The sequence below is a fragment of the Variovorax sp. J2L1-78 genome (assembly GCF_030317205.1).
Classification (GTDB): domain Bacteria; phylum Pseudomonadota; class Gammaproteobacteria; order Burkholderiales; family Burkholderiaceae_C; genus Variovorax; species Variovorax arabinosiphilus.
Genome location: NZ_JASZYB010000001.1, coordinates 678,965 through 698,258 on the forward strand (window position 1 = coordinate 678,965; position 19,294 = coordinate 698,258).

At 69.2% G+C, this 19,294-nt stretch carries 15 protein-coding genes; 4 read left to right on the forward strand and 11 right to left on the reverse strand.

Translation table 11 applies throughout. The features are described 5' to 3' along the window. Entirely contained in the window at positions 1–1,515 is a 1,515-nt protein-coding gene (locus QTH86_RS03250; RefSeq protein ID WP_286646095.1) for a tripartite tricarboxylate transporter permease, read from the forward strand. 15 nt (positions 1,516–1,530) lie between these two features. Here QTH86_RS03250 and QTH86_RS03255 read toward each other — a convergent pair whose 3' ends face one another. Next, a complete protein-coding gene (locus QTH86_RS03255) occupies positions 1,531–1,902 on the reverse strand; it encodes a hypothetical protein (RefSeq protein ID WP_286646094.1) in 372 nt (123 codons plus the stop codon). A gap of 227 nt (positions 1,903–2,129) precedes the next feature. On the opposite strand from QTH86_RS03255, the gene QTH86_RS03260 reads away from it, so the two are divergent. Beyond that, entirely contained in the window at positions 2,130–4,127 is a 1,998-nt protein-coding gene (locus tag QTH86_RS03260) for a phosphatase PAP2 family protein (RefSeq protein ID WP_286646093.1), read from the forward strand. A gap of 24 nt (positions 4,128–4,151) precedes the next feature. Here QTH86_RS03260 and QTH86_RS03265 read toward each other — a convergent pair whose 3' ends face one another. From QTH86_RS03265 to QTH86_RS03305, 9 genes are all read right to left on the reverse strand, one after another. Continuing rightward, the gene (locus tag QTH86_RS03265; RefSeq protein WP_286646092.1) at positions 4,152–5,675 is read right to left on the reverse strand and encodes a tripartite tricarboxylate transporter permease; all 1,524 of its coding nucleotides are present in this window, start codon (positions 5,673–5,675) and stop codon (positions 4,152–4,154) included. Next, positions 5,675–6,097, reverse strand: a complete 423-nt coding sequence (locus tag QTH86_RS03270; RefSeq protein ID WP_286646091.1) for a tripartite tricarboxylate transporter TctB family protein — start codon at positions 6,095–6,097, stop codon at positions 5,675–5,677. Before QTH86_RS03270 ends, QTH86_RS03265 begins: the two co-directional genes overlap by 1 nt. A 206-nt stretch (positions 6,098–6,303) precedes the next feature. Continuing rightward, entirely contained in the window at positions 6,304–7,536 is a 1,233-nt protein-coding gene (locus QTH86_RS03275; protein WP_286646090.1) for a sensor histidine kinase, read from the reverse strand. Next, entirely contained in the window at positions 7,517–8,203 is a 687-nt protein-coding gene (locus QTH86_RS03280) for a response regulator (protein WP_286646089.1), read from the reverse strand. Before QTH86_RS03280 ends, QTH86_RS03275 begins: the two co-directional genes overlap by 20 nt. Positions 8,204–8,242: 39 nt before the next feature. Beyond that, the gene (locus QTH86_RS03285; protein ID WP_286646088.1) at positions 8,243–8,977 is read right to left on the reverse strand and encodes a hypothetical protein; all 735 of its coding nucleotides are present in this window, start codon (positions 8,975–8,977) and stop codon (positions 8,243–8,245) included. After that, positions 8,974–12,036 (reverse strand): efflux RND transporter permease subunit, encoded by a 3,063-nt coding sequence (locus QTH86_RS03290; protein ID WP_286646087.1) that lies wholly within the window; start codon positions 12,034–12,036, stop codon positions 8,974–8,976. Before QTH86_RS03290 ends, QTH86_RS03285 begins: the two co-directional genes overlap by 4 nt. Continuing rightward, positions 12,033–13,190, reverse strand: a complete 1,158-nt coding sequence (locus tag QTH86_RS03295; RefSeq protein WP_286646086.1) for an efflux RND transporter periplasmic adaptor subunit — start codon at positions 13,188–13,190, stop codon at positions 12,033–12,035. The genes QTH86_RS03290 and QTH86_RS03295 overlap by 4 nt, the downstream gene beginning before the upstream one ends. Next, a complete protein-coding gene (locus QTH86_RS03300) occupies positions 13,187–14,695 on the reverse strand; it encodes an efflux transporter outer membrane subunit (RefSeq protein ID WP_286646085.1) in 1,509 nt (502 codons plus the stop codon). Before QTH86_RS03300 ends, QTH86_RS03295 begins: the two co-directional genes overlap by 4 nt. After that, on the reverse strand, positions 14,692–15,408 hold the full coding sequence (locus QTH86_RS03305) for a TetR/AcrR family transcriptional regulator (protein WP_286646084.1): 717 nt from the start codon (positions 15,406–15,408) through the stop codon (positions 14,692–14,694). The genes QTH86_RS03300 and QTH86_RS03305 overlap by 4 nt, the downstream gene beginning before the upstream one ends. A gap of 141 nt (positions 15,409–15,549) precedes the next feature. Between QTH86_RS03305 and QTH86_RS03310 the strand changes: the two genes are divergently transcribed. Further along, positions 15,550–17,097, forward strand: a complete 1,548-nt coding sequence (locus QTH86_RS03310; RefSeq protein ID WP_286646083.1) for a sigma-54 interaction domain-containing protein — start codon at positions 15,550–15,552, stop codon at positions 17,095–17,097. A gap of 58 nt (positions 17,098–17,155) precedes the next feature. Here QTH86_RS03310 and QTH86_RS03315 read toward each other — a convergent pair whose 3' ends face one another. After that, the gene (locus QTH86_RS03315) at positions 17,156–17,740 is read right to left on the reverse strand and encodes a BPSL1445 family SYLF domain-containing lipoprotein (RefSeq protein WP_286646082.1); all 585 of its coding nucleotides are present in this window, start codon (positions 17,738–17,740) and stop codon (positions 17,156–17,158) included. Positions 17,741–18,096: 356 nt separating this feature from the next. Here QTH86_RS03315 and QTH86_RS03320 point away from each other — a divergent pair, with 356 nt between their 5' ends. Beyond that, positions 18,097–19,293: a substrate-binding domain-containing protein gene (locus QTH86_RS03320; RefSeq protein ID WP_444813549.1), complete on the forward strand. Its 1,197-nt coding sequence runs from the start codon at positions 18,097–18,099 to the stop codon at positions 19,291–19,293. Position 19,294 lies beyond the last annotated feature (1 nt).

Consider the following 19,294-nt stretch of genomic DNA (forward strand, 5'->3'; position numbering starts at 1 on the left):
ATGGATATCTTCAACGCACTCATGCAGGGCTTCGCCGCGGCGATCACCCCTGCCAACCTGCTCTGGTGCCTGGTGGGCTGCGCCCTCGGCACGGCCGTCGGCGTGCTGCCCGGCATCGGGCCTGCGGTGGCCGTGGCCATGCTGCTGCCCATCACCGGCAAGGTCGACGTCACGGCCTCGATGATCTTCTTCTCCGGCATCTACTACGGCGCGATGTACGGTGGCTCGACCACCTCCATCCTGCTGAACACGCCCGGGGAGACGGCCAGCATGGTGACCGCCATGGAGGGCAACAAGATGGCCAAGAGCGGCCGCGCGGGCGCCGCGCTCGCCACCGCGGCCATCGGCTCCTTCGTGGCCGGCACCATCGCCACGGTCGTGGTCACGCTGTTCGCGCCCTTCGTGGCCGACTTCGCCGTGAAGCTCGGCCCGCCCGAGTACTTCCTGCTGATGCTACTGGCCTTCACCACCGTGAGCGCGGTGCTCGGCAAGAGCACGCTGCGCGGCATGACGGCCCTCTTCATCGGCTTGGCCGCCGGCTGCGTCGGCCTCGACCAGATCTCGGGCCAGGGCCGCTACACCGGCGGCGTGCCGGAACTGCTCGACGGCATCGAGATCGTGCTGGTCGCGGTCGGCCTGTTCGCGGTGGCCGAGGTGCTCTATGCCGTGCTGTACGAAGGCAAGGTCGTCGAAGGCCAGAACAAGCTCAGCCGCGTGCACATGAGCAAGCGCGACTGGAAGCGTTCGATTCCCGCCTGGCTGCGCGGCACCGCCATCGGCACGCCGTTCGGCTGCATCCCGGCCGGCGGCACCGAGATCCCAACCTTCCTGAGCTACGCGATGGAAAAGAAGCTCGCGAAGGACAGCGACGCGAAGGCCGAGTTCGGCACCAGCGGCGCCATCGAAGGCGTGGCCGGCCCCGAAGCCGCCAACAATGCGACGGTGACCGCGGCGCTGATCCCGCTGCTCACGCTGGGCATCCCCACCAGCAACACCACCGCCATCCTGCTGGGCGCGTTCCAGAACTACGGCATCCAGCCCGGCCCGCAACTCTTCACCACCTCGGCCGCGTTGGTGTGGGCGCTGATCGCCTCGCTTTACATCGGCAACGTCATGCTGCTGGTGCTCAACCTGCCGATGGTCGGCCTGTGGGTCAAGCTGCTGAAGATTCCCAAGCCCCAGCTTTACGCCGGCATCCTGATCTTCGCGACGGTGGGTGCCTACGGCATGCGCCAGAGCGCCTTCGACCTGTTCCTGCTCTACGCCATCGGCGTGCTGGGCGTGGTCATGCGGCGCTTCGACTTCCCGACCGCGCCGGTGGTGGTCGGCATGATCCTCGGTCCGCTCGCCGAAGCGCAGTTGCGCAACGCAATGTCCATCGGCGAGGGCAGTGCGGCGGTGTTCTTCCAGCGGCCCATGTCCATCGTGCTGATCCTGGTGGTGCTGGCCGTGCTGATTCTGCCGCGCGTCGCCAAGGCGATGGCGATGAAGAAGGCCCGGATCGGGGCGCTCTGATCTTCGGTCGTTGATTCAGCGCCGCGCGCCGGCCCGGTCGGCCGGCAGCACGATGGTGGCGCGGCCATCCTGCGTGGTCACCGTGTCCGACGCCGCGGGCGGCGTGGGCGAGCCGACCGGTGCCACCACGGTCGCGCGGCCATCGGCGGACGGCATCGCCGCCTCGGTCGGCGGCCCGCCCAAGGCACGATCCAGCGCGGTTCCCGCCGCGCGCACGCAAGCCTCGCGTGATGGTGCCGGCAGAGTCCCGCGGTTGCAGGCGGCGACCTCCGCGTCATAGCGCTGCTGCGCAGCGGCGCGGTCGGCCGGCCCCTGTTGCGCGAAGCCGTTGATGGCGAGCAGAAGCGCCGTTCCGACAAAGGCGTATTGGATGCGAGTGGCGAGCATGGGCGTCCTCCGTGTTCCGAGGGCTCGATGGTCGACGCGGGATCGCGCTGCTCGCGTGCGATGCCACAGCATGTACCGGTAGGCCAAGGGCGACGAAACGACGCCGGCGCCGCAACCCCATGCCGCCCGCGTGTTTCACAGGCATGACTTCTTCGTTGCCTAGATTGCGTGCCGTCGAGCCGGCGCTCCTGCCGGCTCGCGCTCCCATTCCGCATCGAATCCTTTCCATGTCTCCATTCCTGTCATCCTCCCGTCCGTTCGTCCTCACCCTGGTCGCCGCACTGTGCCTGTCGGCCTGCGGCGGTGGTGGCGATTCGGGCGCTTCGACCCCCACCACCGGCACGGCGCCGACCGCGCCCGTCGTCGTGGCGGCCGGCGCGCCAAAGGACCTCGGCTTCACCGACGCCGCACCGGTGCCCGACGTGGCCACCGTTCCGCCTTTCGTCGACAACGTCGCGACCAACCAGCGCGGCGACGCCCGCTACGCCACCAAGGAAACCAACGCCGGCGTCCGCGTGGTGGCCGGCTTCCTCGATTTCTGGACGCCCAGCACGCTGCTGGTGGACGCAGGCCAGACGGCCCCGGCGCAGGCGGGCTTTCCGGCCGTGGTCGCTTCCAACTGGAGCGGGATTCCCGGCGATGCCACCGACGGCAAGAGCGTCAACGCGGCCGTGCTGGGCCACAACATCCAGTACGTGATCGACGTGACCACGGCCCGCACCAGCGCGCAGGAACTCGCGGCCTACCTCGACGACCGCCGCGGCAAGGCCTACAGCGTCAGCGATGGCCTGGGTCCACTCACGGCGGCGTGGCGCGCCGCCGCGCAGCAGACCACGACGATCACCGGGATCGCCGCCGACGCCACCACCGTGAAGTACGACGACGGCGGCAACAACAGCGGTGTGGGTGGCAGTGCCAACCCGGGCTTCGGCACCGTGGTCGACCTGGTCAACAACATTGGCGAGAACGGCTCGACCGAACCGGCCAAGCGCTATTTCAAGTACGCGCGCCCCTGGCGCTGGAGCAGCAGCGTCAAGGTGGTGCCTTCCCTGGAGCCCGCGAAGAGTTCCACCCCGACCACGGATGGCGGTTTCGTCAGCGGCCACACGGCCGAAGCCGTGCGCAACGGCTTCGCCTTCGGCTACGTGGTGCCCGAGCGCTTCCAGGAAATGGTCGCCCGTGGCCTCGAACTGGGTGAGAACCGCATCCTCGCCGGCATGCATTCGCCGCTCGACGTGATCGGCGGGCGCATCCAGGGCCATGCGGTGGCGGCGGCCAGCCTGTCCACCGGCGCCAACGCGGCGCGCAAGGCCGCGGCCCGTGCGCAGGCCCAGTCGGTGCTGATGACGGCGGTAGGCGCAACCGATGCCACGGCCCTCAACACCTTCGCGCATTCGCAGGGCACGGACCAGGACCGCTTCGCGGACCACGCCGCCAGCAAGGCGGCCTACCTGCGCCGCATGACCTTCGGCTTCACGCAAGTCGGCGACAAGACCAAACCAGCCGTCGTGCCCAAGGGCGCCGAAGTGCTGCTCGAAACCCGGCTGCCCTACCTCGACGCCGAGCAGCGCCGCGTGGTGCTCAAGACCACCGCGATCGCGTCGGGCTACCCGGCGATGGACGACCCCGAAGGCTGGGGCCGCCTGAACCTGTTCGACGCGGCCGACGGCTACGGCGCGTTCAACGGCGATGTGGTCGTGAAGATGGACGCCAGCCTGGGTGGCTTCCATGCGATGGACAGCTGGCGCAACGACATCGGCGGCGCCGGCAAGCTGAGCAAGACCGGCACCGGCACGCTGCGCCTGGGCGGCAAGAACAGCTACAGCGGCGGCACGCAACTGGTCGCCGGTACGCTGCAGGCCGACTCGGCCAGCGCCTTCGGCGTGGGCAACGTCTATGTCGGTGGCGGCACGCTGGTCTGCAATGCCCCGTCTACGGTGACGATGGCCGGTGCCTACACGCAGCTCGGCGGCAGCACGCTGCAGATGAACATCGGCGGCAACGGCGCCGGCCGCCTGTCGGTCAAGGGCGTGGCGGCCCTGGACGGCACCTTGAACATCACGTTCAAGGCGGGCGCGGCGCCCAGCGTGGGCGACGTGCTCACGGTCGTCAGCAGCGGCGCGCTGATCGGCAAGTTCAGCGCCATCACGGTGCCGGCCGGGTACAAGGTCACGCCGACCTACACCGCGACCGAGCTGTCGTTGCGCATCGACGCCGCGGTCTGAACATCGCAGGAAGGCGCCCGGGGATCAGCCCGCCACCGGCGCGACGTCCTCGGCCAGGCGCTCCGGCTTCTTCCTGCGCGCCGCGCGAACGAAGGCGACGACCTGCCACACCGTGACGGCGGTGATCACGCTGAGCAGCGTGGCGCTGATCGGGCGGGTGACGAAGATGCCGAACTCGCCGCGGCTCAGCAGCATCGCGCGGCGGAAGTTCTCTTCCAGCATCGGGCCCAGGATGAAGCCGAGCATCAGCGGCGCGGCTTCCATGTCGAGCCGCAGGAAGAGGTAGCCGATCAGGCCGAACACGGCCGTCGTGTAGATGTCGTCCAGGCTGTTGTTGATGCTGTAGGTGCCGATGCAGCAGAAGAACAGGATGGCCGGGAACAGCACCACATACGGGATCTTGAAGACCGACAGCCAGTAGCGCACCAGCGGCACGTTGAGGATCACCAGGAAGCAGTTGCCGATCCACATGCTGGCCACCAGGCCCCAGAACAGGTCGGGGTGGCTGGCGATCATGTTCGGGCCGGGCTGGATGCCCTTGACGATGAAGGCCGCCATCATCAGCGCCATCACGGCGTTCTCGGGAATGCCGATGGCCATGAGCGGGATGAAGCTGGTGCGGGCGGCGGCTTCGTCGGCGGCGGCCTGGCCGGCCACGCCTTCGATGCAGCCGGTGCCGATCTCATGCTTGTACTTGCTGAAGCGCTTGTCGGCCGCGTACGCCGCGAACTGGGCGATGGTCGGGCCGCCGCCGGGCAGGATGCCCAGGATCGAGCCGATCACGCTGCCGCGCAGGGCGCTCGGGAGGATGCGTTTGAACTCGGGCCAGGTTGGCATGAGCTTGATCTTGCCGTTGAAGGGTGTCAGCACGTTCTTGTTGTCGAGGTTCTTCACCACCTCGGCGATGCCGAAGCAACCCAGCGCGATGCTGATGAGCCCGACGCCGTCCTGCAGGAAGGCCAGGTTCATCGTGTAGCGCGCCACGCCGCTGTTGACGTCGGTGCCGACCATGCCGAGCAGCACGCCGATCATGGCCATCGCCAGGCCGTTGAGCAGGCTGCCGCTGCTCACGAAGCTCACGCAGAAGAAGCCCAGCAGCATCAGCGCGCAATAGTCCGCCGGACCGAACAGGAAGCCGACCTCGCCCAGCATCGGCGCCATGGTCGCCAGCACGACGATGGCCACCGTGCCGCCGATGAAGCTCGAGATGCCGGCGGTGAACAGCGCCAGCCCCGTCTTGCCCTTGAGCGTCATCTGGTAGCCGTCGATGCACGCCACGATGCTGCTGGCGTGCGGGATCTTCATGGTGATCGCGCTCACGCTGTCGCCGTATTGCGCGCCGTAGTAGATGCCGGCCAGCATGATGAACGCGCCGCCGGCGGGAATGGAGTAGGTCAGCGGCAGCAGCAGGCTGATGGTGGAAAGCGGCCCGAGGCCGGGCAGCAGCCCGATCAGGGTACCGACGGTGCAGCCGAGGGCGCAATAGAGCAGGTTCTGCAGCGTGAGTGCCTGCTCGAACCCGAACGCGAGGTTGTGAAGGAGTTCCATCAGTACAGCGGCAGGCTCAGGCCGAGAAAGTTCTTGAAGGCGAACGCGATCGCGATCAGGCAGACCGAGATCTTGATGTTGCGAAACACGGAGTAGGAGGTGCCGGCGAAGGTCGAGCAGAACACCAGGAACACGATGCCGAGGATCATGTTGACGTACTCGGAGATCACCGCGAAGCCCACCAGGCTGGTCAGGATGAGGGCGATGTTCTTGACGTTGTAGTCCACCGGCAGGCGCTCGATGAAGAAGGAACGGCCCGCCGTGATAAGACCGACCACGAACAGCGCGCAGCTCACCATGAACGGGAACATCCCGGCGCCGGAGTGGCCGAGCGTGCCCAGCTTGTAGTTCAGCGCGACGAGGCCGAAGAGCAGGGCGAGGGCCATGATGACCACGCCCCGGACGAAGTTGCGGCTGTTCATGGCGAGCGCCTTTCGAACGGCGCGTGGGGGAGGCAGTAGAGGGGCATGCGAGGGTCTCCAGGTGGTTCGGCCCGACCGTCGCCGCGCAGCAGGCGCAGCGATGCTCGGGCGGCGAATCGTAGAAAGCGATGCTTCCAATCGGCTTTCGTTGGGTCACCCTGCCCGCAAAATACGTGTTAGTCCTTAGCGCCTTCTAAGGGTCATTGCTAGGGTGCGGCCAGCGGCAGCTGCACGACGGCGCGCAGGCCCGGCGGGCGCGTGGGTGCGCCACCGGCGTCGACCGCCGCATCGCCATCGGCGAGCACGATGTCGCCGCCGTTGCGCCGGGCGTAGGCGCGCGCGATGGCCAGGCCCAGCCCGGCACCGCGCGCGCCGCTGCCGGCGCGGTCGCCGACCTGGCGGAATCGCTCGAACACCTCGGCGCGCCGCGCCGGCGCGATGCCGGGGCCGTCGTCGCTCACCTCGGCCCAGGCCATGTCGCCGGTCGTTCCGGCCCGGACCGTGATGTGGCCACCGACGGGCGTGTACACGATGGCGTTGTGCACGAGGTTCGAGAGCACCTCGTGCAGCTCGGCGGCGTCCGCATGCACCGGCACGGCCTGCACATCGACCCAGCCCAGGTCCTGGTCCTTCTCGTGCGCCAGCGTGAGGTACTGCAGCGCGACGTCCTTGGTCACGGCGTTGAGGTCCGTCAGGGGCAGCGCCTCGGTCGCAGCGGCGTCATCGGTGGCATGCGCCAGCGACAGCAGCTGCTCGCACAGCCGCCGGCTGCGCGCGATCTGCGCGACCATGGCCCGCAGCGTGTCGTGCAGCTGCGCGGTGTCGGTCTCGCGCAACGCGACGCCGGCCTGCGTCATCAGGATGGCCAGCGGCGTGCGCAACTGGTGCGACGCATCGGCCAGGAACTGCGATTGCCGCTCCAGCAGCTGCCGGTAGCCCGCGACGTTCTGGTTCACCGCATCGACCAGCGGCGCGACCTCGTGCGGCACGCCGCTCGGATCGAGCGGCTCGGGCATCTGGCCATGGCGGTGGACCACGGAGCGGCGCAGCCGCTCGAGCGGCCGCAGCGACCAGGTGACGCCGAGCCAGACCAGCACCACGACGACCAGCAGCATCCGCACGTCGCGCAGCAGATGCTGCCGCAGCGACGCGGACTCGGCCTGCTCGCGCTGCGCTGCACCGGCTTCGCGCAGGCGCCGCGCCTCGGCGGTGGCGGCGTCGCGCTGGAGCGTGCCGTTGGGCGCCAGCGTGGCGCCGAGGCGCCGCGTCTCGGCGCTGTCGAGCAGCGCGCGGTCGTAGGAGGCCTGGGCCAGGCCCTGCAATTCTCGGTAGTCGTTCCAGCTGTCGAGCGCCAGCAGGCCCAGCACGCAGGGCAGCAGCAGCGCCAGCAGCCGCGCACGGATGCCGAAGCGGGTCGGTTCAGCCAGCGGGTTTGTCATGCGCGATGCTCTCCAGCATGTAGCCCAGGCCGCGCACGGTGACGATGCGCACGTCGCCACCGTCGAGCTTGCGGCGTAGCCGGTGCAGCACCAGCTCGATGGCGTCGGGCCCCGCGTCGCTGTCGGCCGGGAAGACCTTGGCCGACAGCTGTGCCTTCTCCACCGGCGAGCCGCTGCGCGCCAGCAGCACTGACAGCGCGGCGCTCTCCCGCGGCGTCAGCTGCAGCAGCTGGCCGGCCAGCGTGAAGGCGCGGCTGCCGTTCGTGCGCATCAGCGAGCCGCATTGCAGCGCCGTGTGCGTGGTCCCGCGGGCGCGCCGCACCAGCGCATCGAGCCGGGCTTCGAGTTCCTCGATGGCGAAGGGCTTGCCCAGGAAATCGTCGGCGCCGGCGTTCAGGCCGCGCACGCGGTCCTGCACCGAGCCTTCGGCGGTGAGGACCAGCACCGGCGTGCGGTTGCCCGCGGCGCGCAGGTCGACCAGCAGCGCCAAGCCGTGGCGGTCGGGCAGGCGCAGGTCGAGTACGACCGCGTCGTAGTCGCCGGCGGCCAGCAGCGATTCGGCGGTGGCGGCATCGGGCGCATGGTCGGCGACGAAGCCGCTCTGCTTGAAGGCCCGCATGAGCCAGGCGGCCATCTCGGCTTCATCTTCGACAAGGAGCAAACGCATGCCCGCATCCTAGCGAGGCTCGCGCTGGTCCGCCCGGCTCTAGTTCCGTGGCCGATGCGGCGCCGCGAACCACGCAACCAGTCCGAGAGCCAGCAACGCGGCGCCGAGCCATCGCAGCCAGAGAGGCCACGTCGGGGCGCGGCGCAGCAGTTCGACCTCGCGCACGAAGATCGTCTCGCAGGCGCCGTTGCCCGTGTCCTCGCGCGTGAGCGAGGTGCCCCGCGTGAAGGCGAAGCCGGCGTCGTGGCTGTAGCTGGCGAGCTGCCCGCCGATGCGGACCTGGTCGCCCACGCGCAGCCGGCGCAGTTGCCGAGCGATGTGCGGATCCTCGGTTAGCAGGTGGTTGTTCGACAGCGCGCGGGTGTACTGCGGCTGCCAGGCCGTGTCGTCGCGGCTGCTGTAGTAGCAGACGAACTGCCCGCTGGAGAACGACATCTTCTCGTAGGCGCCGTCGGCCGCGTTGGCGCCCCAGATCATGCACAGGTCGACCACGTTGAGGTGGTCGTTGCTGGCGCGGTGGATCCAGTCCCACCAGGTGTCGGCGTCATGCCGGCTCACGACCAGTCCGGTGATCTCGTAGTCGGCCACCGGCGCGATGCGGTAGTCGACCTGGCCGGCATGCGCCTGGAAAGCCGGTGCCGCCACCGCGCGCTGCAACGGTTCGTCGCTCAGCGCTGGCAGCAGCTCGGCCGCGCGCGGCAGGTGGCCGTCGAAGGCGATGCCCAGTGCCAGCGCCGCGGTGCCGCCGACCAGAAGCAGGCGCGCAAGGCTCATGCCCCGCGCAGCCGGCGCACCGTGCGCCGGATCCACTGCTCGATGTCGTCGATGTAGGTGAACACCGCCGGCACCACCAGCAGGCTCAGCACCGTCGACGTGATCAGCCCGCCGATCACCGCCATCGCCATCGGCGAGCGGAAGCTCGAGTCGGCCGCGCCCCAGCCGAAGGCGATCGGTGCCATGCCCGCGCCCATGGCGATGGTGGTCATGATGATCGGCCGTGCGCGCTTATGACAGGCATCGCGCAGCGCGTCCCAGCGGCTCATGCCGTGGTCGCGGCGCGCGACGATGGCGTATTCGACGAGCAGGATCGAGTTCTTGGTCGCGATGCCCATCAGCATGATCAGCCCGATCAGCGACGGCATCGACAGCGCCTTCTGCCCGATCAGCAGGCCGACGAAGGCGCCGCCCAGCGCCAGCGGCAGCGCGCACAGGATGGTCACCGGGTGCAGGAAGTCCTTGAAGAGCAGCACCAGCACGATGTAGATGCACAGCACGCCGGTCAGCATCGCCAGGCCGAAGCTGTTGAACAGCTCGGTCATGACCTCGGCGTCGCCCACCTCGGCCACGCGAACGCCGGGCGGCAGGTTCTGGATCGACGGCAGCGCCATGGCGGCGGCCTTGGCATCGCCCAGGCCCACGCCCGAGAGCTCGATCTCGAAGTTCACGTTGCGCGAGCGGTCGTAGCGGTCGATCACGGCCGGGCCGCCCTCGACCGTGAGCTTGGCAACCTGGCCGAGCATCACCGGCCCGCGGGCGCTGGGCACCGCCAGGCGTTCGAGCAGCGCCAGGTCCTGTCGTGCCGAGTCTTCCAGCTTCACGACGATCGGCACCTGTCGCTGCGCCAGGTTGAGCTTGGGCAGCGACTGGTCGTAGTCGCCCAGCGTGGCGACGCGCAGGGTCTCGGCGATGGCCGAGCTGGTCACGCCCAGGTCGGCGGCGCGCGCGAAGTCGGGCCGCACCGCGATCTCGGGGCGGATCAGGCTGGCGGTCGAGGTGATGTTGCCCAGGCCGGGGATGGTGCGCAGGTCGCGCTCCACGGCGCGCGCCGCGGTGGTCAGCGCGGCCGGGTCTTCCCCGCTGAGCGACAGGATGTACTTCTCGCCCGAGCCGCCCAGGCCGACCGTGCTGCGCACGCCCGGCAGCGACTCGAGCGCGGCGCGGATCTCGTTCTCGATCACCTGCTTGCGCGGCCGGTCGCCACGCGGGTCGAGCTTGATGGTGAGCGTGGCCTTGCGCGTCTCGGGCGTGCCGAAGCTCGCGAACGGATCACCGCCCGCGCTGCCGCCGGCCACGGTGGTGTAGACGCTCTTCACATGGCGGATGGCCATCACGCGGCGGCGCACCTCCTCGGCGGTGGCCGAGGTCTGCGCCAGCGTCGCACCGGGCGCGAGCGAGATGTAGACCTGCGTTTGCGAGTTGTCGTCGGCCGGGATGAAGCCGGTCTTGAGCAGCGGGATCATCGCGATCGAGCCGATGAAGAAGAGCGTGGCCATGGCCATGGTCGCGAGCCGGTGCTTCATGCACCACTCGGCCGCGCGCATGTACATCCGCAGCCAGCCGGGCTCCTTCTCGGCGCCGACGATCGGCTTGAGCAGGTAGGCCGCCATCATCGGCGTGAGCACCCGCGCGACGACCAGCGACGCGAACACCGCGAGCGACGCGGTCCAGCCGAACTGCTTGAAGAACTTGCCCGCCACGCCGCTCATGAAGGCGGTCGGCAGGAACACGGCGATCAGCGTGAAGGTGGTGGCGATCACGGCCAGGCCGATCTCGTCGGCCGCCTCCATCGCCGCGTCGTACGGGCTCTTGCCCATGCGCAGGTGGCGCACGATGTTCTCGACCTCCACGATCGCGTCGTCGACCAGGATGCCGACCACCAGCGACAGCGCGAGCAGCGAGATGATGTTGATCGAGAAGCCCAGCAGGTGCATGCCGATGAAGGCCGGGATGACCGACATCGGCAGCGCGACCGCCGAGACGAAGGTGGCGCGCCAGTCGCGCAGGAAGAGCCACACCACGATCACGGCCAGGATCGCGCCTTCGTACAGCAGGTGCAGCGAGCCGTCGTACTCCTCCTGCACCGGGTCGACGAAGTTGAAGGCTTCGGTCAACTGGATGTCCGGGTGCTGCGTGCGCATCTCGGCCAGTGCTTTCTGCACCAGGGCGCCGACGGCGACTTCGCTTTCGCCGCGGCTGCGGGCGACCTCGAAGCCGACCACGGTCTTGCCGTCGAGCAAGGCGGTGGCGCGCGGCTCGGCGATGGTGTCGCTGATGCGCGCCACCTGGTCGAGCCGTATGCGGCGTCCGTCGGACAGCGGGATCTGCATGCTGCGCAGTTCGTCGGCCGACTGGACCGTGGCCAGCGTGCGCACGGGCTGCTCGCTGCCCGACAGGTCGAAGCGGCCGCCCGCGCTCTCGGTCTGCACCTGGCGCAACTGGCGCGAGATGTCGGCGGCGGTGGCGCCCAGCGCCTGCAGCTTGGCCGGGTCGATGTCGACATGCACCTGGCGCGTCACGCCGCCCACGCGGTTGACCGCGCCCACGCCGGGCAGCGCCAGCAGCTTCTTGGTCACGTCGTTGTCGACGAACCAGCTGAGCGCTTCCGCGTCCATGCGGCTGGACGAAATGGTGAAGGCCAGCACCGGCTGCGCTGCGAAGTCCAGCTTGGTGACGACCGGGTCGCGCACATCGGCCGGCAGGTCGGCCCGCACGCGCTGCACGGCCGAGCGCACGTCGTCGACCGCTTCCTGCACCGGCTTCTCGAGGCGGAACTCGATGATCAGCGTGGCCGCACCGTCCTGCACCTTGGTCGTGATGTGCTTGAGGCCCTGGATGGTGGCGATGGAGTTCTCGAGCTTGCGCGCGACATCCGTTTCCAGCTGCGACGGTGCCGCGCCCGGCAGCGCTGCCGACACGGTCACGGTCGGCAGGTCGATGTCCGGAAAGTTCTGCACCTTCATCGCGTTGAAGGACAGCAGCCCCCCGAAGGTGAGCAGCACGAACAGCATCACGGCCGGAATCGGGTTCCGGATGGACCAGGCGGAAACGTTCATGGCTTGCCTGCTCCAGGGCTCACGGAATTCACCCGCACCAGGTCGCCGTCGTTGAGGAAGCCGGCGCCTTGCACCACCACCTGCGCATCGGCGGGCAGCTTGGTGAGGATCTCGACCCGCTCGCCGACGCGGCGGCCGGTCTCGACCTTCAGCTGCGACACGCGGTTGTCGGGCTGCAGCAGCAACAGGTGGTTGAAGCCGTCGCGCGGCACGATGGCGGCCTGCGGCACGGTCAGGGCGTTGCTTCGACCGAGCTGGAATTCGCCGTTCGCGAACATCCCCGCCTTGATGCCGGTGTTCTGCAGCACGTTGGGGATGTCGACATACACCAGTGCATTGCGCGTCTGCGGATCGACCGTCGGCGCGATGCTGCGCACGGTGCCCTGCACCTGCGCACCGCTCGCGCTCTGCACCGTGGCCGGCGTGCCGACCGCGATGCGGCCGAGCTCGGCCGAGGTGACCTCGGCGCGCCATTCGAGCCGGCCCTGGCGGATCAGCTTGAACAGCTCGGTGCCGGCCGCGACCACGCTGCCGACCGTGGCGGTGCGCGCGGAGATCACGCCGTCGTCCGGTGCCAGCACCCGCGTGTTGCGGCCGCGCACCTGCTGCGCGGCGAGTACCGCCTCGGCCGCTTCGACGCGCGCCTTGGCGGTCTGCTCGGTGGTCTGGTACTGGTTGATCTGCTGCTGGCTGAGCGCGCCGGTCTGCGCCAGCGTGCGGGCGCGGGCGGCATTGCCTGCGGCGTCGGCGGCGGTGGCCTTCGCCTCGGCGAGCGAGGCGCGCGCCTGCGCCACGTCGGCGTTGACGGTCTCGGGCGAGAACACGGCCAGCACCTGGCCCTTCTTCACGACGTCGCCGACGTTCACCCGCACCTCGGCCAGCCGCAGCCCGTTCGACTCGGAGCCGACGATGGCTTCCTGCCAGGCGGCGACGTTGCCGTTGGCGGCGAGCGTGACGTTCAGCTCGCTCTGCTCGGGCCTGGCGACCGACACGGTGAGGGCCGGGCGCGCGGGTGGGGCGCCCTTGGCGCCGGCCGGTGTGGCACCTGCCGGCGGCGCGGGCTCGGCCGGCTTGCGCAGCAGCCAGAACGCCAGCACGGCGACGACGATCAGGGCCACGAAGGCGAGGAGGAGGGTGCGCTGGCGTCGGGTCATGGTGTCTTCGCTGTCTTCGTCTGTGCGGAAGAGGGAGAGGTGTCGTTGGCGAGGGCGGTGCCGGGCCGGGCCCAGCCGCCGCCGGTGGCGCGGTAGAGCGCCACCCAGGCTTCGGCGCGTTCGCGCTGCAGCGCCACGCGCGATGTCTGCGCGGCGAAGAGCGTGCGGCGGGCGTCTTCCAGCTCGAACAGGCTGGCCAGGCCGCTCTGGTAGCGCGCCTGCGTGGCGTCGAACGATGCCTGGTAGTTCTGCACCGCGGTGTCGGCGTCGCCGGTGCGGGCGTCGGTGGCCTGCAGGTTGACCAGCGCCTCCTCGACCTCGCGCACCGCCGTGCGCACGCTGCCGCGGTACTGCGACACGGCCTCGTCGTAGCGCGCCTTGGCGCTCTCGGCATTGGCGGCGCGCGTGCCGCCGTCGAAGATCGGCAGCGTCAGCGCCACCGGTCCGATGGTCCAGGTGTCGATGCGCTGACGCGCGCCGCCGCTGCGCAGCTGCAGGGCGGCGACCGAGCCCTGCAGCGTCAGCCGCGGGTAGCGGTCGGCCTCGGCCGCGCCGACTTCGGCACTGGCTGCGGCCACGCCCAGCTCGGCGGCGAAGACGTCGGGCCGCTGGGCGAGCATCTGGGCGGGCACGCTGGCCACGACCTGCACCGCCGGCAGGGCGCGGTCAGCAGAGACCGTGGCCAGCTGCCGGTCGATCTCGGTCGGGTCGATGCCGGTCAGCGCGACCAGGCCCGTGCGCAGCACGGCGCACTGCGCGCCCTGCTGGGTCAGGCGGGCCGACGCGTCGGCCGCGCTCGCGCGGGCCAGGGCCGCGTCGGCCGGAGCGGTGAAGCCGGCCTTGGCCGACAGGTCGGTGAGGCGCGCCGTCTCGCCGCGCGAGCGCGCGTCGGACTCGGCCACCGCGAGCTGGCGCTGGCAGGCGCGCTCGGCGAAGTACTGGTTGGCCGTCTCGGCCGCGACCGACACCCGGGCGTCATGCCACTTGGCACTGGCACTCTGCAACTGTGCGTCGGCGGCGTCGCGGCTGGCCCGGCGGCCGCCGAACAGATCGATCTCCCAGCTCGACTGCAGGCCGGCCTGCAAGGTCGTGACCGCCGGCAGCGAAGCGCTCGCGCCGGTCGAACTGCCGGTGCCGCCCGCTGGCGAGTTGCTGCGCTGCGCCGACAGCGTGCCGTCGAGCGTCGGCAGCAGCGCCGCGCCGGCCTGCACCCGCGTGCCGCGCGCCTCGGTGATGCGCGCCGCAGCGCTCGCCACCGTCGGGCTGACTGTCTGCGCGGCTTCGATCAGGCGCACGAGCAACGGGTCGTCGAGTTGCCGCCACCAGTCGGCCAGGGCGGGCAGCGAGCCCACGTGGGCCAGGGGGGCGGGCACCGGCGCATGCCACTGCGCAGGGATCGGTGCGCTCGCGCTCGCGGGCGGCCGCGTCACGCCGCAGCCGGCCAGCGCGAGCGACAGGCACAGCAGCACCAGGCGCGGCCGGTGGTTCGTGCGGTGGGGCGTCATGGGGAGGTCCTCTTGGAAGGGGGCGGGGCGCGCCGTGCCGTTTCGGCATCGAGCATCGCCATCGCGTACGAATGCAGCCGATCGGCCCAACGGTCGATGCTCTCGGCAGAACGCAGCAGGGACGGTCGCAGCACCTCGACCATGTCCTGCATCACGAAGAGCTGCAGAGCCAGCCCGTTGATCGCCAGCGCCAGTCGGTGCACATCGTCGTCCGCTTTCGTGATGCCGAAATGACGCGCCAGGATGCGCACCAGCGCCTCGTGCGGTCCGCGGATGTCGCGCTCGACCTCTTCGGCCCATTGGCTGGTCGGCTCGACCATCTCGCGCATATGCAGGCGCATGCACTGGCGCACGATCTCGCCATGCTTGAGCGGTTCGACGTAGGCCACCATGTAGAGGCGCAGCGCCTCGGCGATGGCCAGCCCCGGCGCGCCGAACAGCTCGACCAGGTCGGCCGACGAGCCGCCCATCGGCTCGTTGAAGGTGGCGCTGTAGAGGCCGGCCTTGTCGCCGAAGTAGTAGCTGATGGCGGCGATGTTGACGCCGGCCGCCTTGGCGATCTCGCGCGTCGACGTCTTGGCGAAGCCGTGCTCGGCGAAGAGGCGCAGCGCGGCGTAGAGGATGCGCTCGCGGGACTCGGCGCCATCGCTGCGCGAGGCGCGTTCCGTGGGTGTCGCCGGTGGCGAAGCGGTCTGTTGGGGCGACGTCTTCATGGCGGCCGGATTAGACCACAGATCAAACGATTGATTGAACTAAAGAGCCTGCTCGGAGAAGGGAGTGATGGCGTTGCGGCGGTGCATGACGCGGAACCACCTGGCTGTCGCGAGCGCGCCGCCCGGCGCTACGATGCCGCGATGGGCTCCATCTCTGCTGCATCACCTGCGCCTCCCGCGCTCCCTCTCGACGCCCAAGGCATCCTCGCGCTCGCCGCGCGCTCGATGTTCCACCTGTTCTCCAGCATCAGCCAGGGCATGTTCCTGGTCGATCGCAGCGGCCGCATCGTGTGGGTGAACGAGGGCTACAAGCGCTTCCTGCCGGCGTTGGGCTTCGCGTCGGTCGACGACTTCGTCGGGCGGCCGGTGGAAGAGGTGATCCACAACACGCAGATGCGCGAAGTGCTGGAGAGCGGCAAGCCGATCCTCATCGACCTGTTGACCAACAAGGCCGGCACCTTCGTCGTCAGCCGCATCCCGCTGCACGCGGAAGTGGCGGGTGCGGAGGGCGATCCGGAACTGGGCGAGGTGATCGGCGCCATCGGCATCGTGCTGTTCGACCATCCTGAGACCACGCTGCAGCCGCTGATCAGCAAGTTCGCGATGCTGCAGCGCGACCTCGACGATGCGCGCCGCGAATTGGCGACGCAGCGCAACCACCCGCTGTGGAAGCTGGCGGGCGCCGACGGCCAGCGCCGCGCCAAGCACACCTTCGCGAGCTTCATCGGCAGCAGCCCGGCGGCCGTCGACGTGAAGCGCCATGCGCGGCGTGCCGCGCAGTCGTCGAGCCCGGTGCTGCTGCTGGGGGAGACCGGCACCGGCAAGGAACTGTTGGCGCATGCGATCCACGCGGCATCGGCACGCGCCAACGGCCCCTTCGTGAGCCTCAACATCGCGGCCGTGCCCGACACGCTGCTGGAGGCCGAGTTCTTCGGCTTCGCGCCGGGCGCCTTCACCGGGGCCGATCGCAAGGGGCGGGAGGGCAAGTTCAAGCTGGCCGACGGCGGCACGCTGTTCCTCGACGAGATCGGCGACATGCCGCTGGCCCTGCAGGCCAAGCTGCTGCGCGCGCTGCAGGAAGGCGAGATCGAGCCGCTGGGCTCGAACAAGGTGGTGCCTTTCGATGCGCGCGTGATCGCCGCCACCTCGCGCGACCTGCCGGCGCTGGTGCGCGAGGGGCGCTTTCGCGAGGACCTGTACTACCGCCTCAACGTGCTGCCGCTGCGGGTGCCGCCATTGCGTGAGCGGCGCAGCGACATCCCAGCGCTGATCGAGGCGTTGGGCGAAGACATGGCGCAGCGCAGCGGCGAAGCGCCGCCCGAACTCATGCCCGATGCGCTGGCCCTGCTGGCGGCGCAGCACTGGCGCGGCAACACGCGCGAGCTGCGCAACGTGCTGGAACAACTGGCGATGCGCAGCGACTCGACACGCATCGATGCGGCCGAGGTCAAGCGCGTGCTGGCCGAGACCGGCCTGGAGCAGATCGCCGCGCCCGAGCCGCTGCCGTCCGGCGGCGATGCTGACCAGGCACACCTGCTGCGACCCATGGCCGAGCAGATCGCCGAACTCGAGCGCCGCGCCATCGCCGCCGCGCTGGCTCGAACCGGCGGCAACAAGCTGGCGACGGCGCGGCTGCTGGGCATCTCGCGCGCAACCCTGTACGACCGTATGGGGCCCACCGGCGATTAATGCGTCATCCAAAAAAACGGCCTCGCAGAAGCGAGGCCGTTTTCAGGGGTGACGAGATTTACAGGCTGATCTCGGTGATCTTCGCGCCCGACACCGACACGCCGGCCTCCAGGCCCACGTTGGTCAGCACGAAGCCGACCACCGGCTGGCGGATGGTGTTCGTGTCGACCGAGCCGTTGGCGCCGATGGTGGCCACGGCCACGGTGGCGTCAGCGCCAGCGGTCCAGCCCTTGCTGTTGCGGAACTTGGCCAGCGATTCCTGCGTGTTGAACACGTAGATCACAGCCTTCGACTGGGCGCCGGCCTGGAAGCCGATGGAGCCAGCGGTGGTGCTGTAGTAAGCCTGCGTGCGGCCGCCGGTGCGCAGCGCGCCACGGCCGTATTCGGCGCCGACGCCGAGGCTGGCGCCGACCACCGACGGGAACACCAGCACGCCAGCGGCCTTGCTCACCATCTCGCGCGAACCGGGGACGGTCTGGTAGAGCTTCGACAGCGAAGCATCGACCTGTGCGTCGATGGACGTACGCGACGACGAGGACGTGCCGGTGTCGCCGGGACGGGTGGTGGTGCAGCCTGCGAACAGCATGCTGGCCGCAGCGACGGCAGTGACGGTGGCGAGGGTGCGGAGCTTCAATGTGGTCATGGTCTATGTCCTCTTCTTTAGATGAAATCGGGTTCCGGTCCATGTCGATCGACGCGTGTTGCATCGGCTCTTGAACCAGACCGGAACCGATGCTAAGTCGGTAAAAAGCGGGGAAATCGCAGAAACGGCGGTGACCTACGTGATGTCGGGCCAAGCAGATGGACGTCGCTGGCCCGATGTCCTACGCCCTGGAAAACCCTGATCGAAAATCAGACAAATGCCTGAAAGTCAGGCGGTCGCTGTGTTTGGGTGTCGTGCGATTCGTCAATGCATCTAGGGAAATACCTTTCGGATCAACGCGCCTTGTCTTGGCATGGACTGTGCAATATTCAGTCATACCAAAACAGGAGACCCGCATGATCCAACGTCGCCACCTCTTCGCACTGACGGCGCTCGCTGCGCTGACCGCCGCCGCCACCGCGCCCGTCCACGCGCAGTCCAACGAGATCCGCATCGCCCATGTCTATAGCAAGACCGGCGCGCTCGAGGCCTACGGCAAGCAGACGCAGATCGGCCTGATGATGGGCCTGGACTACGCCACTGGCGGCACGATGGAGGTCAACGGCAAGAAGCTCGTGGTGATCGAGAAGGACGACCAGGGCAAGCCCGATCTCGGCAAGTCGCTGCTGGCCGCCGCCTATTCCGACGACAAGGCCGCGCTGGCCGTCGGGCCGACAGCATCGGGTGTCGCGCTGGCCATGCTGCCGGTCGCCGAGGAATACAAGAAGGTGCTGATCGTCGAGCCGGCCGTGGCCGATTCCATCACCGGCGACAAGTGGAACAAGTACATCTTCCGCACCGGCCGCAACTCGTCGCAGGACGCGATCAGCAATGCCGTGGCCATCGACAAGGCGGGTGTGACCGTCGCCACGCTGGCGCAGGACAACGCCTTCGGCCGCGACGGCGTGAAGGCCTTCGGCGCTGCGCTGAAGAACGCCAAGCTGGCCCACGAGGAATACCTGCCGCCGGCCACCACCGACTTCACCGCCGGTGCGCAGCGCCTGATCGACAAGCTTAAGGACCAGCCGGGCCGCAAGATCATCTGGATCGTCTGGGCCGGCGCGGGCAACCCCTTCAAGATCGTCGACCTCGACCTCAAGCGCTACGGCATCGAGATCGCGACCGGCGGCAACATCCTGCCCGCCATGGCCGCCTACAAGAGCCTGCCCGGCATGGAAGGCGCGACCTACTACTACTTCGGCATCCCGAAGAACCCGGTGAACGAGGCACTGGTCTCGGCGCACTACAAGCAGTTCAAGACGCCGCCGGACTTCTTCACGGCGGGCGGCTTCTCGGCCGCGATGGCGGTGGTCACGGCGCTGAAGAAGACGGGCGGCGACACCGGCACCAACAAGCTCATCACGGCGATGGAAGGCATGAGCTTCGACACGCCCAAGGGCAAGATGACCTTCCGCAAGGAAGACCACCAGGCGATGCAGTCGATGTACCACTTCAAGATCAAGGTGGACCCGGCGTTCGCGTGGGGCGTGCCGGAGCTCGTGCACGAGATCAAGCCCGAAGAGATGAACATCCCGATCAAGAACAAGCGCTGAA